Annotated in this window: 16 protein-coding genes; 5 read left to right on the top strand and 11 right to left on the bottom strand. The window is 58.4% G+C overall.

The window, feature by feature from the left end:
* Positions 1-28: 28 nt before the first annotated feature.
* The 7 genes from fapD to AC07Y2_RS12865 form a co-directional block, all read right to left on the bottom strand.
* Positions 29-709, bottom strand: a complete 681-nt coding sequence (fapD, locus tag AC07Y2_RS12895; protein WP_103386135.1) for a fibril amyloid maturation endopeptidase FapD — start codon at positions 707-709, stop codon at positions 29-31.
* A 63-nt stretch (positions 710-772) separates the two neighbouring features.
* Positions 773-1,762 (bottom strand): amyloid-like fimbrin subunit FapC, encoded by a 990-nt coding sequence (fapC, locus tag AC07Y2_RS12890; RefSeq protein WP_103386134.1) that lies wholly within the window; start codon positions 1,760-1,762, stop codon positions 773-775.
* Between the two features lie 73 nt (positions 1,763-1,835).
* Positions 1,836-2,408, bottom strand: a complete 573-nt coding sequence (gene fapB, locus AC07Y2_RS12885; protein WP_103386133.1) for a fibril amyloid subunit FapB — start codon at positions 2,406-2,408, stop codon at positions 1,836-1,838.
* Positions 2,409-2,858: a functional amyloid chaperone FapA gene (gene fapA, locus AC07Y2_RS12880; RefSeq protein WP_103386132.1), complete on the bottom strand. Its 450-nt coding sequence runs from the start codon at positions 2,856-2,858 to the stop codon at positions 2,409-2,411.
* 357 nt (positions 2,859-3,215) lie between these two features.
* Positions 3,216-3,740, bottom strand: a complete 525-nt coding sequence (locus AC07Y2_RS12875; RefSeq protein WP_103386131.1) for an AAA family ATPase — start codon at positions 3,738-3,740, stop codon at positions 3,216-3,218.
* Positions 3,737-4,300, bottom strand: a complete 564-nt coding sequence (gene pnuC / locus AC07Y2_RS12870; RefSeq protein WP_103386130.1) for a nicotinamide riboside transporter PnuC — start codon at positions 4,298-4,300, stop codon at positions 3,737-3,739. The genes AC07Y2_RS12875 and pnuC overlap by 4 nt, the downstream gene beginning before the upstream one ends.
* A gap of 84 nt (positions 4,301-4,384) precedes the next feature.
* A complete protein-coding gene (locus AC07Y2_RS12865; protein ID WP_103386129.1) occupies positions 4,385-6,019 on the bottom strand; it encodes a methyl-accepting chemotaxis protein in 1,635 nt (544 codons plus the stop codon).
* Between the two features lie 303 nt (positions 6,020-6,322).
* Here AC07Y2_RS12865 and AC07Y2_RS12860 point away from each other — a divergent pair, with 303 nt between their 5' ends.
* Together AC07Y2_RS12860 and AC07Y2_RS12855 are read left to right on the top strand one after the other, a co-directional pair.
* Positions 6,323-7,153, top strand: a complete 831-nt coding sequence (locus AC07Y2_RS12860; RefSeq protein ID WP_085667083.1) for an undecaprenyl-diphosphate phosphatase — start codon at positions 6,323-6,325, stop codon at positions 7,151-7,153.
* Entirely contained in the window at positions 7,150-7,578 is a 429-nt protein-coding gene (locus AC07Y2_RS12855) for a DUF1294 domain-containing protein (protein WP_039768201.1), read from the top strand. The genes AC07Y2_RS12860 and AC07Y2_RS12855 overlap by 4 nt, the downstream gene beginning before the upstream one ends.
* Here AC07Y2_RS12855 and AC07Y2_RS12850 read toward each other — a convergent pair.
* Together AC07Y2_RS12850 and AC07Y2_RS12845 are read right to left on the bottom strand one after the other, a co-directional pair.
* The gene (locus AC07Y2_RS12850) at positions 7,575-7,934 is read right to left on the bottom strand and encodes an MmcQ/YjbR family DNA-binding protein (protein WP_039768203.1); all 360 of its coding nucleotides are present in this window, start codon (positions 7,932-7,934) and stop codon (positions 7,575-7,577) included. The genes AC07Y2_RS12855 and AC07Y2_RS12850 overlap by 4 nt on opposite strands.
* Positions 7,931-8,839: a LysR substrate-binding domain-containing protein gene (locus AC07Y2_RS12845; RefSeq protein WP_064596388.1), complete on the bottom strand. Its 909-nt coding sequence runs from the start codon at positions 8,837-8,839 to the stop codon at positions 7,931-7,933. Before AC07Y2_RS12845 ends, AC07Y2_RS12850 begins: the two co-directional genes overlap by 4 nt.
* 127 nt (positions 8,840-8,966) lie before the next feature.
* On the opposite strand from AC07Y2_RS12845, the gene AC07Y2_RS12840 reads away from it, so the two are divergent.
* Both AC07Y2_RS12840 and AC07Y2_RS12835 read left to right on the top strand, forming a co-directional pair.
* Positions 8,967-9,578: an FMN-dependent NADH-azoreductase gene (locus AC07Y2_RS12840; protein ID WP_039768205.1), complete on the top strand. Its 612-nt coding sequence runs from the start codon at positions 8,967-8,969 to the stop codon at positions 9,576-9,578.
* A 227-nt stretch (positions 9,579-9,805) separates the two neighbouring features.
* Entirely contained in the window at positions 9,806-10,843 is a 1,038-nt protein-coding gene (locus AC07Y2_RS12835; protein WP_085667081.1) for an alpha/beta hydrolase family protein, read from the top strand.
* Between the two features lie 4 nt (positions 10,844-10,847).
* Here AC07Y2_RS12835 and AC07Y2_RS12830 read toward each other — a convergent pair whose 3' ends face one another.
* Positions 10,848-12,035 carry an MFS transporter gene (locus AC07Y2_RS12830; protein ID WP_103386128.1) on the bottom strand — a complete coding sequence of 396 codons (1,188 nt, stop codon included), beginning with the start codon at positions 12,033-12,035 and terminating at the stop codon, positions 10,848-10,850.
* A 534-nt stretch (positions 12,036-12,569) separates the two neighbouring features.
* Here AC07Y2_RS12830 and AC07Y2_RS12825 point away from each other — a divergent pair.
* On the top strand, positions 12,570-13,541 hold the full coding sequence (locus tag AC07Y2_RS12825; protein ID WP_052266545.1) for a zeta toxin family protein: 972 nt from the start codon (positions 12,570-12,572) through the stop codon (positions 13,539-13,541).
* Between the two features lie 166 nt (positions 13,542-13,707).
* Here AC07Y2_RS12825 and AC07Y2_RS12820 read toward each other — a convergent pair whose 3' ends face one another.
* The gene (locus AC07Y2_RS12820; protein WP_039768209.1) at positions 13,708-15,294 is read right to left on the bottom strand and encodes an ABC-F family ATPase; all 1,587 of its coding nucleotides are present in this window, start codon (positions 15,292-15,294) and stop codon (positions 13,708-13,710) included.
* Positions 15,295-15,394 lie beyond the last annotated feature (100 nt).

Raw genomic sequence — 15,394 nt, 5'->3', positions numbered from 1 at the left:
CATCCAGCCCCACTCTTGTAATCGGCGATTAAAAGAAGTCGCTCTGTATGAACCCGAAGTCCATCAATTCAGCATCTTTGACCGGGTTGAAGGCATCCAGCTTGTTTTTGGCCGTTACCGGTACCGGTGGGCTGCGCAAGGCATTGGCCTTGTCATATCCGGGGCCGACGATGGCAAAGACAATACCGTTCCAACCTTTGACAAAGTCATCATGGGAGTAGCGTTTGTGTCCTAAAACCGGGTCTCCGATGTAAACCCAATCCTTGTCCGCCCGCTGCATCACCACGAAATGCTTGTAGCCGCGAATTTCCATCAGTACCACCACCGGGATCGTGACTGCGTCGAGCTTTTCCGGTGGAATCTTGTAGCCCCTGGCGCGCATGCCGATGCTTTCTATGTAGCGCTTCATGTCGAGCATGGAGAAACCTTGAGTACGAACAAGGTCCTGGTCAGCGTTGACCAGCATGCCTTTGATGATGTGCTCCTCATCGACGTCGAGCCAATAAGCCTGGCGCAATACCGTTGCCAGTGCGGCGGCGCCGCAGCTGAAGTCGGTTTTCTGTTCGACGATGTCGGCAAACTTGCGCTCACGAATGCTTTGCACGTTCTTGTAGACGAGTGTGCCGCCAGGCAGGGCGGCAACGGGCATCTGGGCAGCCTGGGTCAGGCCGCAGAAGCAAAGCATAGCGAGGAGGGCAGTCTTACGCATGATCGATACGCCTTTGCGGACTGAGGAAAAGCCCCGTTTCCGGGGCTTTCGTTTCGATCGCGATTACATGCAGGCTTTGCAACCTGCGGCGATGGACAGCGAGTTGCTTTGTTGGTTGCCAACACCAGCGGCGTTGTTGTAACCAGCGTTACCCGAGAAGTTGTTACCAACATTGGAGATGGAAGCGTTGTTGGTCACAGGGTTTTTCCAGCCATCAGGGGTCATCACTTGTTGAGTGGTCACACCTGCCAGGCCGAATACGCCCACTGCTTCGAATTTGGCTTTTTGATCTTTGTCGCCACCATGGCCTCTGTCGTTATTGCCATATCCGCCATGACCGTGATCGTCGTCTTCGATTTTTGCAGTGCCCTTCGCGTAGAACGCGCCAGCCCCGGCGAAAGTACCGGTGAGGGTATCTTTTTTGTAGGTTTGAGTGCCGTTGTTGGCTACGGTCAGGCCAGTGGAGCTTTGGTTCGCAGCAGCAGCGGCGTTAGCTACACGACCACCCGATACAGCAATTGCCAGGTTGTTTTTCTGTTGGTTGAAGTTGCCGGCACTGTTGTTCACGCCAATGTTGCCGGAACCGCCGTTACCTACGTTGTTGAGGTTGGCGTTGTTGGTGGTGGAGTAGTTCGCAACGGCGTTGTTGGTGTTGACTTGAGTTGCGCTGGAGACCGACACCGCAGAGCCGAAGATGAAACTTTCATCGGCAGTTGCCAGAGCGGCGGCATTGTCTTGCTGGTTGCCATCGCCGGCGGTGTTGTTCATGCCAACGTTGCCGTTGGTGCCATTGGCCGAGTTGTTGACGTTGGCATCATTTTTGGTGCCTTGGTTGCCGACCAGGTTGCCAGAGCTGCTTTGCGTGTCGAGCACTGCCGCCCCGGCGCCAGCGCCGATTTGCAGCAGTTGTTCCAGGGTTGGGCCTTTTGGTTCATGGTTGCCATGCCCGTTACCATGACCGTGATTATCATCACGACCGCCTGCCTGTGCTGCGATTGCCATCACTGCTGCGAGTGCGAAAACCAGTGGTTTGAGGGCCATTGTAGGTTTCATGGTGTTTCTCCGTCGTGCTTATTAGTTGGTTAAGTGTTGGTACTTTCTAATTGCACTGCTTTTGTTGTTTGGGTCAGTCAGCGACCCGGATGCTCAGGGTGTTAGCCATTCGGTTCCCCACCCCGGCACTCTGGTTCACCTGGATTACCCCTCGGCTGCCGGTGAAGGCCTGATCACTTGTCGTGACCTGGCGACTGCCGGGTGAGGTACCAGTTGCTCCTGAGCTCGGTAACAACGCCACGTTCTGTTGAGAAAGGGCGCTATCGTCAACGCTCTGCGGGGCAGCACTGATGCTGACGCGCGTCACGTTGGCCATCTGGTTATTGGCCCCGGCGCCCTGGTTCACGCCCAGGATCCCGTTGCCGTTAGTGAAAGAGTTGCCGCCGATGTTGGCGCTGGCATTGCCCGTACGGTCGGCGGGCGTGTTGATGTGCTGGATGACACTGGTGGTCGCGCTGGCATTGGTGCCAATGGCGATTGCTTTGGTGTTGGTCTGTTGCATCTGGTCGCCGGCCGCCTGGTTGACGTTGTAGTTGCCGCGATACTGGATGCCGGTTTCCTGAATGTTCGCGTTGTTCACGGAACTCGGGTCAGCCATTGCGCTGGTGCAGCCGAGGAGGGCGAGCAGGAGCAGAGAGCGATTCATTTATTGGCCTCCAGCCATGCGAGTCAGAGGGGCAAGACCGGAGCTCATGGCACGGTTGACGGTATTGGAGATCGAGCCGCCGGCACCGCCGCCGTGACCGCCTCCCATACCAGGCAAGCCATTCGGATTGGTCACAGTGTTCATGCCGGGGATGTTCGAAGTCGGGGTGGTGATACTTCCGCGAATCGAGGATCCGCTGGCTACACTGGCAAATTCACCGTCGTTGAGTTCGGTGCTGGTCATCGCCTGATCGATGCGGCCCGAAGGATTGGCATTGACGGTGGTGGGGTACGGATCTTTGCCACCGCTGCGACCGATCGGGATCGGCTGGACATCACGATTGAGCACGATCACGCCATTGCCTTCGGCCTGAACGTTGAAACTGAGAAAGGGGCTGGCGGCTGATCCGATCAGCAGAAGGCAAGTAAAGGCTTTTTTGATATTCCCCACGACGGCAATTCCTTCTTCAGTGGGCTGAGCCTGTTCAGCGTTGTGAAGGAGAGAGCGAAAGCTGTGCCGCTTTTGAAATGTCTTTTCGTTTCAATGTGTTGAGTGGATTGAGCGTGGGGCTGATACAACAGCTGTTTCATCGATGAAACAAAACACTGCCTGCGCAACCCTTTAAAGACAGCGCAAAGCTCTGGACCAAGGGTTTGCGCGCAGGTGTTTCAGCGGCGTAACAAGTCGGATGACAAAGGGATGAAGGGCCTTGAGACGGGCACTTTGCACCTGAAGGAGTGTTTCAGGAACGGACACTTTTCCCCCAAACCAGGGGGATACAGCGGGTCAAACGCCCCGCAAATCGGGTCAGTCCGCGAGCAGGCTGTGCACCGCGTCGAAGGCCCGCTGCTGGCGTTCGGCCCAGTTGCCATTGATGATCTGCAAGGGTTGGCGATGGTTTTCCAGCCACGTCCGGGTCGCCTGATAGAACGCGAGTCGTTCGCTCAAGTCGGGCTGGCAGCGCTGACCGTCGTCCGTCCATTCGATCTGCTCCGGGGACAGGAGCAGGTGCAGGTCGTAATGACGGGCCAGCAACTCGGTTTCCAGCCAGGGCGGGCACTCGCCGAATAACGTCTGGCTCCACAGCATGTTGCTCAGCAAATGCGTGTCGAGAATCAGCAGTCGCGGCTGCTGCGCGCGTGCTGCGTCTTCCCACTGCAACTGGCCGCGCGCGATTTCCGGGATGTCGGCGAGGCAGGTATCGCGTGCGTTCTGCTCGATGAACCAGCGCACATATTCGTCCACCCGCAAACCGCCGAACTGCTGTTGAATTCCGGCGGCCAGCCAGCTCTTGCCCGTGGACTCGGGACCGGTCAGAACAATCACTTTCATCGTTGTAACGCCGGGTCGGCACGCCATTCGCGCCAGCCTTGCACCGCGATCAGGGTGAACAGGGCATACAGCGCCGCCGTGAGGTACAGCCCTTTATAGAGGAACAGCCCGACGAAGATCACATCCAGCACGAACCACAACGCCCAGCATTGCAGGCGTTTGTGGGCCATCCAGAACTGCGCGACCAGGCTAAAGCCGGTCAGCGCGGCGTCGAGCCACGGTTGCGCCGCGTCGGTCCAATGGGCCATGGCCGCGCCCAGCAGCAGACTGCCCACCGCACCGATGGCCAGGCCCTGCGCAATCGAGCGATTGTCGAGCCGGGTGACTTCGCGCCCGTCATGCATCGTCCCGGCCCGTGTCCATTGCCACCAGCCATAGATTTGCAGCCCGGCATAAACCACCTGCAGCAGCATGTCCGAATACAGCTTCACCTCGAAGAACACCCAGGTGTAGAGCGACACCATGACCAGCCCGATCGGCCAGCACCACGGATTCTGTTTGACCGTGAGCCACACGGCGATCACGCCTAGGGCGGCCGCAAACAGTTCAAGCCCGGACATGCAGGTTCCTTGGGGGGGAATAAAAGAGGGGGGCGGATTGTACCGAAAAACAGGTGGGAAACGAGTTCCCACCTGTTGCAGGGATCAGACGCGGAACTGGCGCAGCAGCCCGTTCAGTTGTTCGCTGAGCTGGCCGAGTTTCACACTCGCCACGCTCGACTGCTCGGCCGCCAGTGCGGTGCTGTGGGACAGGCCCGCCGCTTGGGTGACGTTCTGGTTGATGTCCTCGACCACATGCGCCTGTTGCAGCGTTGCGCTGGCAATCGAGGCGTTCAGGCCATTGAGGTTACGCAGGGCCTGGCCGATCGCATTCAGACTGGCGCTGGCCAGACCCGCCTGTTCGATGGTCAGTTGCGAAGCCTTGCTGCTGTCGCCGATCACCTTTACGGCGGCTTCGGAGTGGTTTTGCAGGCGTTCGATCATCGTCTGGATTTCCGCCGTGGACTTTTGCGTGCGCTGCGCCAACAAACGCACTTCGTCGGCCACCACCGCAAAACCGCGACCCTGTTCGCCGGCCCGAGCCGCTTCAATGGCGGCGTTGAGGGCCAGCAGGTTGGTCTGCTCGGCGATCGAGCGGATCACCTCCAGCACGCTGCCGATCTGCGTGCTTTCAGTCGCCAGCGTGCGGATGACTTCCACCGCTTGATCGATGGTGCCGGAGAGCTTGTCGATCTGTTGCAGGCTGCCGTCGATGTTGATCTGGCCCTGCTGGGCCTGGGCTTCGGCGTCACGCATTTCGCTGGCGGCGTGTTCGGCGTTCTTCGCTACGTCCTGTACGCCGTAGGTCACTTCGTTGACGGCAGTGGCAACCAGCTCCATCTGCTGCGACTGCTGCTGGCTGCGTTGCTGGGCCTGCGCAGCATCGTTGCCCAGCTCGCTGGACGATTGGCCCAATGCACTGGCGGACAGCTGCAATTCACCGATCACCCGACGTAGCTTGGCGGTAAAGGCGTTGAAGTGCTGGGCCAACTGAGTGACTTCGTCCTGGCCGTGGGTGTCGAGGCTGCGGGTCAGATCGCTTTCGCCGCTGGCGATGTTGGCCATGGCGTTCACGGTTTCCTGTAAAGGACGGACGATGCTGCGGGCAATCAGGATCACCAGTAGCGCCATGATCACCGCGATGATCAGCCCAACCACCGACGCCTTGATTACCTGTACCTGGAACTCGGCCTGCACGTCATCGACGTACACGCCCGAACCAATGACCCAGCCCCATGGCTCGAACAATTTCACGTACGAGGTCTTGGCCACCGGTTCGCTGGCGCCGGGCTTGGGCCAGCGATAGTTGACCATGCCGGCGCCCTTGGCCTTGGCGATGGCGACCATTTCATTGAACACCGCAAAGCCGTCCGGGTCGCGGATCGCCGAGAGGTTCTGGCCTTCGAGCTTGGGATTGGTCGGGTGCATGACCATCACGGGCGTGAGGTCGTTGATCCAGAAATAGTCATTCTGGTCATAGCGCAGGCCACGGATCGCGGTCAGCGCCTGTTTCTGTGCCACATCGCGGGTCAGGGTTCCTGCGGCTTCGAGGCCTTGGTAGTAAGTCAGCAAACCGCTGGCGGTCTGCACCACATGCTGGGTTTTCTGGGCCTTGGCGTGGTAGAGGTCATCATGGATCTGCTTGAGCATCAACACGCCCAACGTCAACAGCATGACCACGGCCACAATCAAGATGAGCCACAAGCGTCGGCTGATCGACACACTGCGCAAGCTGTTCATAACGCTGTCACTCCGGATTCTTTTTCTTGTAATAAACCACCGCCAGCATCCAACCACGTTTCGGTGACCGGGCATACGCGACCCAAGTCGTAGAACGCGGCAGCGCTATTACGGCTTGTCTGTTAGGATTTCGGCCCCGCGCGTGAAAACCTGAATCGAAATTGATTTTTCACGGAATTTTGACTGTTTCGTGTGGATCCTGTGCGCGCGGAATCGGTACAGCTTTAACCAGCTACGCTGAACGCAGTGAACGTAAAAAATACTATCGGGGCATGCCTCTGTGCATCGCTCTCTGGGGGATTGATGGATCTTTGGACGGCCTTGCAGGCACTGATTCTAGGAGTTGTAGAAGGGCTGACGGAGTTTTTGCCCATTTCCAGTACCGGACACCAGATCATTGTTGCCGACTTGCTCGATTTCGGAGGCGAGCGGGCCATGGCGTTCAACATCATCATCCAGCTTGGTGCGATTCTCGCGGTGGTCTGGGAATTCCGACGCAAGATTCTCGACGTGGTCATTGGCCTGCCGACCCAGCCGAGTGCGCGGCGTTTCACCGCCAACCTGCTGATCGCCTTCCTGCCCGCCGTGGTGCTGGGTGTGGTCTTCGCCGACTTGATTCACCACTACCTGTTCAACCCGATCACTGTGGCCGCCGCGCTGGTGGTGGGCGGCATCGTGATGCTGTGGGCCGAACAGCGTCAGCATGAAGTGCACGCCGAAACGGTCGACGAGATTCGCTGGACGGATGCGCTGAAGATCGGCTTCGCCCAGTGCCTGGCGATGATTCCCGGCACTTCGCGCTCCGGCTCGACCATCATCGGCGGCCTGTTGTTTGGCCTGTCGCGCAAGACCGCCACCGAGTTCTCGTTCTTCCTGGCGATGCCGACCATGGTCGGTGCGGCGGTGTATTCGGGCTACAAGTATCGCGACCTGTTCGTACCGGCGGACTTCCCGGTATTCGCCATCGGTTTCGTCACCGCGTTCATCTTCGCCATGATCGCGGTGCGCGGCCTGCTCAAGTTCATCGGCAGCCACAGCTACGCGGCGTTTGCCTGGTACCGGATCGTCTTCGGTCTGGTGATTCTGGCGACCTGGCAGTTCGGCTGGGTCGACTGGACGGCCGCCCAGCCATGAGTGATTCCCGCGCACGCCGCCCGGATCGCGGTCCTTCCGGTGGCAATATTCAGCATCTGAAATTGAAGCTGGTGGTGCTGCTGATCGTCTGCGCGTTGCCACTGTTCGGCTCATTGTCGATGTGGCTGCGCGGGATTTCCCTGGTACCGCTGACGGCCTACGGGCTGGTCAGCGTGCTGGCGTTTTTCCTGTACTGGGCGGACAAGCGCAAGGCCCGCGCCGACGCTTGGCGCACACCGGAAAACATCCTGCACGCGGTGGAACTGGCCGGTGGCTGGCCGGGCGCGTTGATCGCCCAGCAGGTCTTCCGGCACAAGACGCGCAAGGTGTCGTTTCAGGTGTTGTTCTGGATGATTGTGGCTTTGCATCAGGTGTTCTGGATCGATCAGTTGTTTCTCGGTTCGAACCTCCTGGCGTTGTTCTAAAGCAGCAGCCCGACCTGCAAGCGCTTGGGCAGCTTGCTGACCACCAGTTGGTGGGAACGCTGCAGCAAGCCTTGCAGTTCCTCGGCGCCCAGCGGGTAGGGCGGGTGCATGATGATCCATTGCGCCCGGGCAAGGTACGGCGCCGGGTGAATGCCCGGCCGGTCGCAATGACCGAGAAACAGGTCCTTGTCGACCTTGAACGCCAGCGAATCACCGCGCAGCCCCTGCAAGGCGAACATCTTGTTGCCGGCAATCGAAAACACTCGCACGCCACCCCATTTGTAGTCTTCCCTGGCACCGGGCAGGGCCAGGCAGAAGTCCGCGACATCCTGTTCGCTCATCTTTCCTTGTTTCATAACAGCCGTTCTCCACAGGCATTGAACGATTCGACCAGATGATCGATCCACGCGCGCACCGCCGGCATCACCCCGCGCCGATGCGGATACACCGCTTGCAGCCAGCCGCCGGGCAGTGACCAATCCGGCAACAACTGCACCAGCGTGCCGTTGTTCAGTTCCGTTTCGCAATACATCATCGGCAGCAGGGTGAAACCCTGGCCGGCCAACACACAGGCCTTGCGCACGATGAAATCGTCGATGCCAAGCCGGGCTTCCAGCGCCAGATCGCAACTCTTGCCGTGCTGATCGAGCAGGCGCACATGCACCATGCGATCGGCCTCCAGGGCGCCCAGCACCGGCAGGTTCTTCAGGTCCTGCGGATGATTGATTTCCACGCCCTGCATAAAGGAAGGGCTTGCGACCACCACCATCTGCGCCTGACGCAGGCGGCGGGTCACCAGCATCGGTTCTTCATCGCCGTGTTCGCGCACGCGCAGGGCCACGTCGATGCCTTCGGTGATCAGGTCGACCCGTCGATTGATCAGGGTGACTTCCAGCTGCACCTGAGGGTATTTGCCAAGGAAATTGCTGATCACCACCGGCAGCATTTCATGGGCCAGCCCCGTGGGACTGGAAACCCGCAAGCGTCCGCGAGGCTCGCTGGACATGCTGGCCACTGTTTCATCGGCCATTTCCGCTTCCAGCAGCATGGCCTGACAGTGACGCAGATAGCGTTCGCCGACCGCCGTCAGCTTCAATTGGCGGGTGGTGCGTTGCAGCAAACGTGCGCCGAGGCGTTCTTCCAGCTCGGCGATGCGCCGCGAGAGCCGTGACTTGGGAATGCCGAGCAAGCGGCCGGCGGCGGCGAAACCGCCTGCCTCGACCACTTTGGCGAAATAGTAGAGATCGTTGAGGTCTTGCATGGAGAAACCCGACTGTTCTATCAGTGGGACAAACTATCGCATTGTTGCCGTCTAATCAGCTATTGGTTTCGTCGGTAGGATTGTCTCCATTCCGTCGCCACCGGCGATTCATTCCAGGAGATTCCACATGAAACTGCTGCACATCGATTCGAGCATTCTGGGCGACAACTCCGCTTCCCGTCAGCTGAGCAGTCAAGTCACTAAAGCCTGGCAAGCCGCCGAGCCAAGCGCTGTCGTGACCTACCGCGATCTGGCCGCTGACGCCATCAGCCACTTCTCGTCGACCACCCTGGTTGCCGCCGGCACCACCGCTGAACTGCGCAACGCCGCACAACAGCACGAAGCCGAACTGAGCGCCACCACCCTGGCCGAATTCATCGCCGCTGACGCCATCGTCGTCGCTGCCCCGATGTACAACTTCACCGTGCCGACCCAGCTCAAAGCCTGGATCGACCGCATCGCCGTCGCCGGCCAGACCTTCCGTTACACCGAAGCCGGCCCCGAAGGCCTGTGCGGTGGCAAGAAAGTCGTGATCGTCTCTACCGCTGGCGGCATCCACGCCGGTCAAGCTTCGGGCGTGGCGCACGAAGACTACCTGAAACTGGTCTTTGGCTTCCTCGGCATCACCGACATCGAAGTTGTGCGTGCTGAAGGCCTGGCCTACGGTGAAGAAGTGCGCAACAACGCCATGAGCGCCGCTCAAGCGAAGATCAGCGAGCAGCTGTTCGCCGCCGCGTAAGGCTTGCGTAAAGAACAGCTCCTGTTCAGGCAAATCCCCCAAAACTCTGTATTCTGGTTCCGCAAGGGCCAGATACGGAGTTTTTTGTTTCTGACTATTACATAATCTGGCCCGGGTTATGCAGTCTGATGATCAACGTCTGAGTGCAACGCCGCGCCGGAGTACCGAATTTCGGGCGTCGAACACAACGGATCTTTCGATTGAGTAACAACAGGGTGGGGCATCCCATGATGCGTCTTTGTGCAGCGTTACTGATTTGCCTGCTCGGCAGCCTGAATTCAGTGCACGCTGCGCCCGGGCAGCACCCGCGCTGGAGCGTCGGTTATCACGAGATGACGTTCCTCGACCCGCTTGACCTGCAACCGATGCGCGCCATCGCGTTCTATCCCTCCAGCGACCGCGAACACCTGAGCCTGCTCGAAGGCTATTCGGTCGAGGCCGGCGAAGACACCAAAGTTGCCATTGGCCGTTTCCCCATGCTGATGCTCTCTCACGGCAACACCGGCACGCCGCTGGCGCTGCACGACCTGGCTACGTCACTGGCACGCAAGGGGTTCGTGGTGGTGGCGGTGATTCACCCTGGCGACAATTCCAAGGATCACAGCCGCCTCGGCACGATGAGCAATCTCTACGGCCGGCCGATCCAGATTTCCGAAGCCATTACCGCCACCCTGGGCGACCGCATGCTCGCGCCGTACGTGAACGCCGAGCAGGTTGGCGTGATCGGCTATTCGGCGGGCGGCGAAACGGCGTTGATTCTGTCCGGCGCGCAGCCGGATCTGGATCGCCTGCGCCGTTACTGCCAGGAGCGCCCGGACGACCGCGACGCCTGCAACACTCAGGGTGAGTTGATTGTCGACCGCGACGATCTGCAACCGGTGGCCGATCCGCGCGTGCACGCGTTGCTGCTGATGGCGCCGCTGAGTCTCAAGTTTGGTCGTCACACCCTGGCCGGTGTGCACGTGCCGGTGCTGCTCTACAGCGGTGACGGCGACAAACTGGTGGCCTTCGACAAAAACGCCGCCGCCCTGGCGCGCAAGCTGCCGACCGCACCCGACTTCAAATTGCTGGCCGGGGCGGGGCACTTCGTGTTCATGGCGCCATGCAATGAAGAGCAGATTCGTGCGATGCCCGCCTTGTGCACCGATGCCGATGGCGTGGATCGCGAAGACATCCACCGCAACCTGATTTCCGAGGCCGGGCGGTTCTTCTCCCATGCCTTGGGCCGGCCGACCCGCGCGGGGATGCAGACGGCGGATCAGTGAGCGTTTACGCCATGGCCCGGCGCTTGAGCAGCAAGGTCAGCGCGAGTCCGGTCACGGACAGCACGGCCGCACTGAAGAAAATCCACGAATAGCCCAGGTTCAACGCCACTGCGCCCATCAACGGCCCGGCAATCGCCAGCGCCAGATCGAAAAACACCGCATAGGCACTCAGCCCGGCGCCGCGACTGGAGTTGGGCACCTGCTTGATCGCCTCGACGCCCAGCGCGGGGTATACCAGCGACAGGCCGAACCCGGCCAGACCGGCGCCGACCAAGGCATACGCGGTCGAGGGCGCCAGCCACAGCATGACCAGGCCAACAGTTTCGATGGTCATGCAGGCAATCGCCGAAGTGAACCCGCCAAAACGGCCGATGGCGGAAATGAAGAGCAGCCGCGAAAGGATGAAACACACACCGAACACCGTCAGGCAATACGCAGCGCCGCTCCAGCCGCGATTGAGGTAATACAGGGTGATGAAGGTGGTCAGCGTGCCATAGCCAATCGACGCCAGGCTCAGACTGGCGCCGAACGGCGCAATCCGTCCGAACACCGCCCAGAACGGCAGGCGTTCACCGCGCACCACCGGCACTGAAGGCTTATTGCGGATCAGCAGCAAGGCGCCGGCCGCGAGTAGCGACAACGCAATGCCAAGGCTCTCGAAACCATAATCGGCGACCATTACCACGCCCAATGGCGCGCCGATGGCAATCGCACCGTAGGACGCGATGCCGTTCCACGAAATCGAGCGTGCCGTGTGTTCGGCACCGACCTGGCCCATGCACCAACTGATGGTGCCGACGCCGATCAAGCCCTGGGCAATCCCCAGCAACAGGCGACCGACAATCAGGATCGACAGGCTCAACAGCGGCAAGCTCTGTAACAGCGTCGAAACCAGCGTCAGCACACCGCTGAGCACGATCCCCGACAAGCCATACACAATCGCCCGCTTGGTGCCGACGGTGTCCGACATGCGCCCGGCCATCGGCCGGCTGAGCAGGGTGGCCAAGTATTGCGAGCCGATCACAAGCCCTGCGATCACGGCGCTGAAATCCAGCTGTTCATGCACGTAGCCGGGCAGTACCGCTATCGGCAGGCCGATGCAGAGGAAGGCAATAAAGGTATAGAAAACGATGGAGACGATCTGCAGGGTGATCGCCAGGGAGCTTTGCGGTGGCTGTTGCTGCGCAGACATGAGGACTCGTTCGCGGGCGGCGGTGGGAGAGTCCGCATCATGGCGTGGCGCCGAGATAAAAGAAAGCAGGCTAACTATTCATCTTCAATGATCGTACATCACGCTGAACAGGTTGGTGTCGTGGGAATCCGAAGGATCGGGCCGACTACTGACACCTTGCATACTTGAGCCGGGTAGTTCTTTCAGTAGGGGCAGCATGACTGGTTTATAGGAAACAGGGTGTTTATAGAAATGAAAACCTTAAATCAAGCATAGGGCGGTTCGTTGAATAAGCGCGGATATTTCTTGTTATATAAGTAGTGTATTAGTGTCTGCCCAGTAGTCTATCACTGCTTGTTTTGTAGGATGTCGCCCTGAACGTTTATCGATTTTTTTCTGAAATATATTGTTGTGCTTTCTGGATTGATTCATTTTATTTAATGGTTTTAGCTTTGGTTGTCTTTTGAATTGGCTTGGCGATTGTCAATAGTAGTTGTCGATTTTCAGTGCGGATTTTTAAAAGGACTTATTTCAATTGAGAAGGAACTTAATAATATGACTGGCAAATTTTCCTATACGCAACAGGACGTAAAAAACGCTTTTCTTGGACTGCAAAAGAAGTTATTCGACGAAAGAGTGGCAGTTTCAGATGAGGAATCTTCGCCAAAAATGCTTGTGGTTGCCGGCATAGAGGGTGCAGGCAAAACACATCTGCTCAATGAGTTGCTCGACACTTGTCGCTATTCAAATTATGTCCCGCTGTACGAGCCACATTTCCGGACCCTTCATCCGCAATACCAAGAGATCGTGAAAAATGGCGTGGGCTTTGCCTACAATAAGACCGATCAGTTTGTCAGGGATTTGGGGGGCATGATTTTTGAGAAAGCGCTGCGAGAGAAGTACAGCATCATAATGGAGGTTGGCCTTGAAACTTACGAGTTTGCAGAATTTCAAAAGGGGGAACACGCCAGCCGCTATCAATATGAGGTTCATGTCATCGCTTGTAAAAAGGATTTTGCGCATGTGTCGACCATTTCACGAGCGCTGGACAGCGCAAAGAACAACAAACTGGAGCGTTTCGTTTCTCTACGAGACCTGGACGCGGGAATGGCGAATGCCAAAGCTGTTTTGACGGCGTTCGAGGAAGCCTGCTCCAAGGTGAAGGGGTCGGAGATAGCCTTGTACGAACGTAGTTTCGGTACTGACAAAAATAGCAAGATGATATGCCGTAGTCTTTGTGTAGATACCGGGGAACTGGTGCCTCAAGCAGTCGTCATTGGTGGTGTTTCATTACCCGCTGCGTCGAACAAAGTGAGTATCGAATATAAGGGCGGTGCTGCGGTAGCCAGTGTTTACAAAGCGTTTGCCGACATTGCAGACGGTGCGATATTTTATCGATTTGGTCGGGAGAAGATGGTGTTTGAATGTCACTCAATCCTGTCGGGTGCTCTGGAAGTTGATCATAAGTTTGCAGAGCCTGCGGTGAATGGTCTTTATTCTTATATCCTTAAGTATGCTATTCGTTAATGTGAGTGGATGTTGATTGTGGTTTGGATGATGCAATCATTCTCCAAATGCATCGTACAAAACTACTGGAATGTCCAAGCTTTGCCGGGAAGAAAGTGATGACTTCCCGGTGAACAGTGAAACAAAAAAGCCCTGTCACAAAGACAGGGCTTTTTTGTAGTAGTTTTCAGAACACCACGCCTTGGCTGCGCAGGTAGTCGTCGTAGGTGCCGCTGAAGTCGGTCACGCCGTTCGGGCTCAGCTCGATGATGCGGGTGGCCAGGGACGATACGAACTCACGGTCGTGGCTGACGAAAATCAACGTGCCCGGGTAGTTTTCCAGCGCCAGGTTCAGCGCCTCGATCGATTCCATGTCCAGGTGGTTGGTCGGTTCGTCCATCACCAGCACGTTCGGCTTTTGCAGGATCAGCTTGCCGAACAGCATGCGGCCTTGCTCACCACCGGAAATCACTTTCACCGACTTGAGGATTTCGTCGTTGGAGAACAGCATGCGACCCAGGGTGCCACGGATCACTTGCTCGCCCTGAGTCCACTGACCCATCCAGTCGAACAGGCTGACGTCGTCTTCGAAATCGTGGGCGTGGTCCTGAGCGTAGTAGCCCAGCTCCGCGCTTTCGGTCCACTTCACCGAACCTGCGTCCGGGGTCAGTTCGCCCATCAGCGTGCGCAGCAGGGTGGTCTTGCCGATACCGTTCGGACCGATGATCGCGACGCGCTCGCCGGCTTCAACAGTGAAGCTGAAGTTCTTGAATAGGGTCTTGCCGTCGAAGCCCTTGGACATCTGCTCGATGGTCACAGCCTGGCGGTGCAGCTTCTTGGTCTGTTCGAAACGGATGAACGGGCTCACGCGGCTCGATGGCTTGACCTCGGCCAGCTGGATCTTGTCGATCTGCTTGGCGCGGGAAGTGGCCTGCTTGGCTTTCGAGGCGTTGGCCGAGAAGCGGCTGACGAACGTTTGCAGTTCGGCGATCTGGGCTTTCTTCTTGGCGTTGTCCGACAGCAGTTGCTCGCGGGACTGGGTCGCCGCGGTCATGTACTCGTCGTAGTTGCCCGGGAACAGACGCAGCTCGCCGTAGTCCAGGTCGGCCATGTGGGTGCAGACGCTGTTCAGGAAGTGACGGTCGTGGGAAATGATGATCATGGTGCTGTTACGCGCCGTCAAAATCGTTTCCAGCCAGCGGATGGTGTTGATGTCCAGGTGGTTGGTCGGTTCGTCGAGCAGCAGCACTTCCGGATCGGAGAACAGTGCCTGAGCCAACAGAACACGCAGCTTCCAGCCCGGCGCGACTTCGGTCATCGGGCCGAAGTGCTGTTCCAGCGGAATGCCCAGACCCAGCAGCAGTTCACCGGCGCGAGATTCGGCGGTGTAGCCGTCCATCTCGGCGAACTCGGTTTCCAGCTCGGCCACGGCCATGCCGTCTTCTTCGCTCATTTCCGGCAGCGAGTAGATGCGATCGCGCTCGGCCTTGACCTTCCACAGCTCTTCGTGACCCATGATCACCGTGTCGATCACGGTGAATTCTTCGTAGGCGAACTGATCCTGGCGCAATTTACCCAAGCGTACATTCGGCTCCAGCATGACCTGGCCGCCGGATGGCTCGAGGTCGCCGCCGAGGATCTTCATGAAGGTTGACTTGCCGCAACCGTTGGCGCCGATCAGGCCGTAGCGGTTGCCGCCATTGAATTTGACCGAAACGTTTTCAAACAGCGGCTTGGCGCCGAACTGCATGGTGATGTTAGCTGTAGAAATCAAAGGTTTTTCCTGCGAAGCGTGCTGAGTAGCGAGGGTGCAGCCGGAGCGCTTGGCCCGAGTCGAAGTGCGCTGAGGCGGGGCAATCCCGTCATCAACCAAG

Source organism: Pseudomonas sp. GW456-12-1-14-TSB6 (genome assembly GCF_059424205.1).
The sequence above is the reverse complement of the archived record's forward strand: the minus strand, read 5'-3'. Positions and strand labels throughout refer to the sequence as shown.